The sequence below is a fragment of the Marinococcus tarijensis genome, from assembly GCF_054971385.1.
Window position 1 is genome coordinate 1 of the sequence record NZ_JBQOJA010000066.1, and the last position, 4,013, is coordinate 4,013.

General features: G+C 47.0%; 6 protein-coding genes. All 6 read left to right on the forward strand.

The annotated features are described in order from the left end of the window. Positions 1 to 299 precede the first annotated feature (299 nt). Complete coding sequence (locus ACTTK7_RS17075; protein ID WP_462869301.1) at positions 300 to 584, forward strand: hypothetical protein; 285 nt, start codon at positions 300 to 302, stop codon at positions 582 to 584. 140 nt (positions 585 to 724) lie between these two features. Continuing rightward, a complete protein-coding gene (locus tag ACTTK7_RS17080) occupies positions 725 to 1,165 on the forward strand; it encodes an Hsp20/alpha crystallin family protein (protein ID WP_462869302.1) in 441 nt (146 codons plus the stop codon). 468 nt (positions 1,166 to 1,633) lie between these two features. Beyond that, entirely contained in the window at positions 1,634 to 2,305 is a 672-nt protein-coding gene (locus ACTTK7_RS17085) for a 3D domain-containing protein (protein WP_462869303.1), read from the forward strand. 158 nt (positions 2,306 to 2,463) lie between these two features. Beyond that, positions 2,464 to 2,970, forward strand: a complete 507-nt coding sequence (locus tag ACTTK7_RS17090) for a GNAT family N-acetyltransferase (protein ID WP_462869304.1) — start codon at positions 2,464 to 2,466, stop codon at positions 2,968 to 2,970. A gap of 46 nt (positions 2,971 to 3,016) precedes the next feature. Further along, a complete protein-coding gene (locus ACTTK7_RS17095) occupies positions 3,017 to 3,160 on the forward strand; it encodes a hypothetical protein (RefSeq protein WP_462869305.1) in 144 nt (47 codons plus the stop codon). Positions 3,161 to 3,250: 90 nt separating this feature from the next. After that, positions 3,251 to 4,013 (forward strand): NAD(P)H-binding protein (locus tag ACTTK7_RS17100; protein WP_462869306.1); only part of this gene is annotated, 763 nt, incomplete at its 3' end.

Here is a 4,013-nt window from a genome sequence, read left to right on the forward strand (position 1 = left end):
TACCGTATCTACGGGGATTCTGTCTCTTTTTTATCGTTAATGGAAATAATTGTTAGTAAACCCGCAACAAAAGAGAGAGGAAGTTTTAGAGGGAAAAACGGAAGCCCTAACTTTAAAAATTAAATAAAATATCTATATTTATTCCTGGTACAGAGGCGGAAAAGCATTTTATTGTGAAAATTTGTTTGAAATATTAATAGTTCGGAAAACATATATGTATGAGCGATTAACAGTCAGCAGAAATATTGATTCAGCGACAAACGCCTGCAGCTGATGGAACGATTAAAGGAGATGATTATATGGCAGAGGAAAACAAGAATAGCAGTAAGCAAAGTAATGGATACGGATGGGTGGCCACAGGCAGTCTTATTGGCGGATCTCTTCCGCTTATCACACGTAAAATCAAAAAAGGCCTGAAGCCGGACGACGATGATAAAGGCAAGAAAAAAGACAAAAAGAAAAAAACGAAAAAACCGCGTTACATTTTAAACAAAAAGAAAAGCACACCAAAAAAGCTGGCTAAAAAGAAAAAGCAACTCAAGAAAAAGGCGAAAGGCAAGCTGCCTAAAAAGCTGAAAAAGTAGTGGTTCTGAAGCATCCTTCCCTGTCGCCGGGATGGGTGTTTTTTCTAAAATTTTTTTTGCGAAAAACGGTTTAATATCCATAATGAGCGTATATAATTAATAATGAAAACACCTTTACTTCGAACAAGGAGGAATGCATGATGGCAGATTTAACCCCTAATCGCCGCAATCGTGGGTTTTTCCCGGACTTGTCCCGTGGTTTTGGATTTGGAGATTTGCTGAATGACCGGTTTTTGGAGCCCCTTCAGGACATGAACAAATTTAAGCTGGACGTTCGCGAAGAGGACAACAAAGAATACGTAGTTGAAGCGGAGCTCCCTGGCTTTCGCAAGGAAGATATCCGGGTGGAATATGAAGCACCGGTGCTTTCGATAAGTGCGAAGCGGGAGGAAAAGCAGGACATTGACCATGACGACTACGTGCACAGAGAACGCAGCTACGGCGAATTCCGCCGGCGCATAACACTTGAGAATGTTAAGGATGACGATATCCAGGCTTCTTTTGAAAACGGCGTACTGAAGCTGCAGCTTCCAAAAAAGGAAAAACGGTCCGTAAATAAAAAACAAATCGATATTCAATAGAAATATTACAGACAAAATGTAAAAATTCGTTTTCGCCCTTGAACGTGCTGGAAATGCTGACATCACCGCATTAAACGCTTGGAATCAAGAGGTATTTCCTACCTTCATTTTGAAGGTGGTAATCTGATTGTAATATTCTGTGACAAATTCTGGTGGTTAAACCGCTGTTTATATTTTTATGAAGCTTCTAAGCAGGCCATTAGGCCTGCTTTTTTTACATAAAAAGAAAGTTTATTAAGAGGAGATTACATCTGAATTAATGCTGTTGATATTTTTAAGCCCCCGAGTCATAATCGGAAGCGTTGTGTTTGAGAGAAAGCACATAAGTAATTCAGCAATTAACTACATTTAAACAATCAACCTATCTATGCAATAGTGACGTAAAGGTAAGTAATCATATAGGCAAACAGTTCATTGGGCATCGTCTTTAGGACGAAAAAATATCTTTACCTCGGAGGTTGAATCAATATGATGAAAAAAACATTATTTGGAACAGCAGTTACAGCAGGCGTAGTATTCGGAGCACCACAGGCAGCAGACGCATCCATCAGCGACCACGGTCAAATGGAAAAAGGAGACGTTAACTCTTCTGTTGCAGAGCTTCAGGACACGCTGAAAGAAAAAGGCTACTTCAGCGGCAATACCGGATCTACGTTCGGACCAAGAACTGAAAGCGCAGTAAAAGACTTTCAGGCAGACAACGGCATCTCTTCTTCTGCGGGCGACTACTTCGGCGTAGCCGGACCGGAAACACAGGCAGCACTTGGCGGATCTTCTGATTCTTCCAGTGAGTCCAGCGAAGAAGTAGCAGGCGAATCGACTTCTGAGTCTTCCGACAGCAGCAGTGAAGGCGAAACAATGACGATGGAAGCTACGGCATACACGGCTGATTGCGCCGGCTGCAGTGGTATTACTGCCACTGGCAAAAACTTAAACGAAAATCCTAATGCGAACGTAGTGGCTGTTGACCCGGACGTTATCCCGCTCGGTTCCACAGTGAAAATCGAAGGCATGGGCACTTATACAGCAGCTGATACAGGCGGTGCAATTAACGGCGACCGCATGGACGTCCATGTGCCGACGAAATCCGACGCTTATTCCTTCGGCCGTCAGGACGTTGAAGTAACAGTAGTCGACTAATCAATAGCACAAAGCAAAAATCCTCTCCAGAGCTGGAGGGGATTTTTTTGTTTCTAAATTTCATTTGGAACATATATTAAAAGACGAACAAAACGTTTAAAATGTGAAAGAGATAGAGTGAAAGGCTCTAACAAAATCGCTGCGCCGGAGGAAAAAAGATGATACATATCGAACAGGCCGGGCCGTCGCACGTTTCCGGCATCATTTCTGTCTGTACGACAGCTACGTGGGCCACGTACCGGGGGCTTTACAGTGATGATTATCTCGAGCGGGCGTGCCGGGAGTTTTATAATGTACCCAGAGTGCTGGGCGAGGTGAAGCATACAAGCTCCGACTGGGGAAGCTATTTTGCAGCTGTGGAAAATGGAACGGTAGTAGGTGCTGCGGGCGGCGGTATGACAGGGGAGAAGGAATCCGAACTGTACGTGCTGTATCTGGACCCCGACCGCCGGAATGAAGGGATTGGCACGATGCTGCTCAGTGCGGTGACGAGCCAGCAAAAGAGTTGGGGCTCGGCGGAGCAGTGGGCGTCTGTGCAGAAGGACAACCAGCTGGCGATTCCGTTTTATGAAGCGAAGGGCTTTACGTACGAAGGAGAGCGTACCGGGTATGCAAACACGGAAGACGAAGATTATGTATCGCTCCGGTACAGGCGCCCCGTTTAAATAGAAGACAAACAGCTGCGAACCGGGCAGCCCGAGGGGGAAGAAAATGCTTATCATGCTTATGGTGCTGGGCTTTGCGGGTGTACTGACAGCGGTCAGCTTTATTTCAAACAGCCGGGTGCGGAAACTTTCCATTTACAGCAGCTATGCGTTGTTTCTCGCAGCGCTCGCTGTTTTAACATTGGGATAGCTGCGGCAAAATTGATTAAGATCAGTCGTTTTGTTGTACTGCATGTAACTATTTTGGTTATAATTAACAACAGAAATGGAGGAATGACAAATGAAAGCACTAGTAACGGGAGCAACAGGAAAATTAGGATCCCAGGTGATGCAGGCAATGCTGAAGAAAATGCCGGCCGGGGAGCTGGCTGTCAGCGTCCGGAATCCGGATAAGGCAAACGATCTGAAGGAAGCGGGCGTGGATGTGCGGCGCGGGGATTTTGATGATCCAGCAAGTCTGGACGAAGCGTTTGCCGGGGTGGACCGTCTGCTGATTATTTCGACCGACGGGGACAACGACACAAGAGTCCGCCAGCACACGAACGCGGTGGAAGCAGCGGCCCGGGCGGGTGTTTCCTTTATTGCCTACACAAGCATCGGCCATGCGGAAAGCAGCACGATGTTTTTGGCGCCGCCGCACAGAGCCGCTGAAAATGCGATCATTGAAACCGGCATACCGTATGCGTTTTTGCGTAACAACTGGTACCTTGAAAACGAAGTGCCGGGCATTCAGGGAGCCATGAACGGAGCGCCGTGGGTTACTGCTGCCGGCAACGGCCGGGTCGGATGGGCACTGCAGCTCGATTATGCGGAGGCAGCGGCCGCCGCCCTCGCAGGAGAGGGAACACAGCAGTCGGTCTATGAGCTTTCCGGCCGCCCGTACACCCAGGACGAGCTCGTTGGCGTGCTTGGGGAAGTGCTTGGAAAAGAGATTCCGGTGCAGCACGTGGACGACGATGAATATGCGGGACCGTCAATAATTTTGTGTAAACGGCTGTCCTTTTCCAGCCTTGAAGTTAACCCTGCCGTTGAAACATATCTTC